The sequence below is a fragment of the Bacillus sp. 05T21 genome (genome assembly GCF_056396785.1).
This window is the reverse complement of record NZ_JBFTMD010000085.1, coordinates 1-811: the sequence shown is the minus strand read 5'-3', so window position 1 is coordinate 811 and position 811 is coordinate 1. Positions and strand designations below refer to the sequence as shown.

Genomic DNA, 811 nt, shown 5'->3' with positions numbered 1-811 from the left:
TTGGCAAGGTTGTATTCTACCACTGAACTACTTCCGCAAGACATGTTTGAGTTATTTTATTAAAAGTGCGGGTGAAGGGAGTCGAACCCCCACGCCAAAGGCGCTAGATCCTAAGTCTAGTGCGTCTGCCAATTCCGCCACACCCGCATATTTTTAAAGAAAATGGTGAGCCATGAAGGATTCGAACCTTCGACCCTCTGATTAAAAGTCAGATGCTCTACCAACTGAGCTAATGGCTCTTAATGGCTGGGCTAGCTGGATTCGAACCAGCGCATGACGGAGTCAAAGTCCGTTGCCTTACCGCTTGGCTATAGCCCAATAATTAAGAAATGGTGGAGGGGGGCAGATTCGAACTGCCGAACCCGAAGGAGCGGATTTACAGTCCGCCGCGTTTAGCCACTTCGCTACCCCTCCGACATATATGGTGGAGGATGACGGGATCGAACCGCCGACCCCCTGCTTGTAAGGCAGGTGCTCTCCCAGCTGAGCTAATCCTCCATTTTGCCTGGCAACGTCCTACTCTCGCAGGGACAAGGTCCCAACTACCATTGGCGCTAGAGAGCTTAACTTCCGTGTTCGGTATGGGAACGGGTGTGACCTCTCTGCCATCATTACCAGACTATATTCAATTGAGACAAACATTATTATACTTGATTCACTTAGAAAGTCAATAAGTTTTTTATATTCTCTCAAAACTAGATAACGTTGCTTCATATTATATGGTTAAGTCCTCGATCTATTAGTATTCGTCAGCTCCACATGTCACCATGCTTCCACCTCGAACCTATCAACCTGATCATCTTTCAGGGAT

The 811-nt window shown here is 47.3% G+C and carries 5 tRNA genes and 2 rRNA genes; all 7 read right to left on the bottom strand.

Going from position 1 to position 811, the window contains the following annotated elements:
- Nucleotides 1-66: 66 nt before the first annotated feature.
- Nucleotides 67-147 (bottom strand) — tRNA-Leu (locus tag AC1DKZ_RS32805).
- Nucleotides 148-163: 16 nt separating this feature from the next.
- A tRNA-Lys gene (locus AC1DKZ_RS32800) sits at nt 164-239 on the bottom strand.
- A gap of 4 nt (nt 240-243) precedes the next feature.
- A tRNA-Gln gene (locus AC1DKZ_RS32795) sits at nt 244-318 on the bottom strand.
- A 12-nt stretch (nt 319-330) separates the two neighbouring features.
- Nucleotides 331-414, bottom strand: a tRNA-Tyr gene (locus tag AC1DKZ_RS32790).
- Nucleotides 415-422: 8 nt separating this feature from the next.
- Nucleotides 423-498 (bottom strand) — tRNA-Val (locus AC1DKZ_RS32785).
- Nucleotides 499-503: 5 nt separating this feature from the next.
- A 5S ribosomal RNA gene (gene rrf / locus AC1DKZ_RS32780) occupies nt 504-619 on the bottom strand.
- Between the two features lie 100 nt (nt 620-719).
- A 23S ribosomal RNA gene (locus tag AC1DKZ_RS32775) occupies nt 720-811 on the bottom strand; the annotation flags it as partial.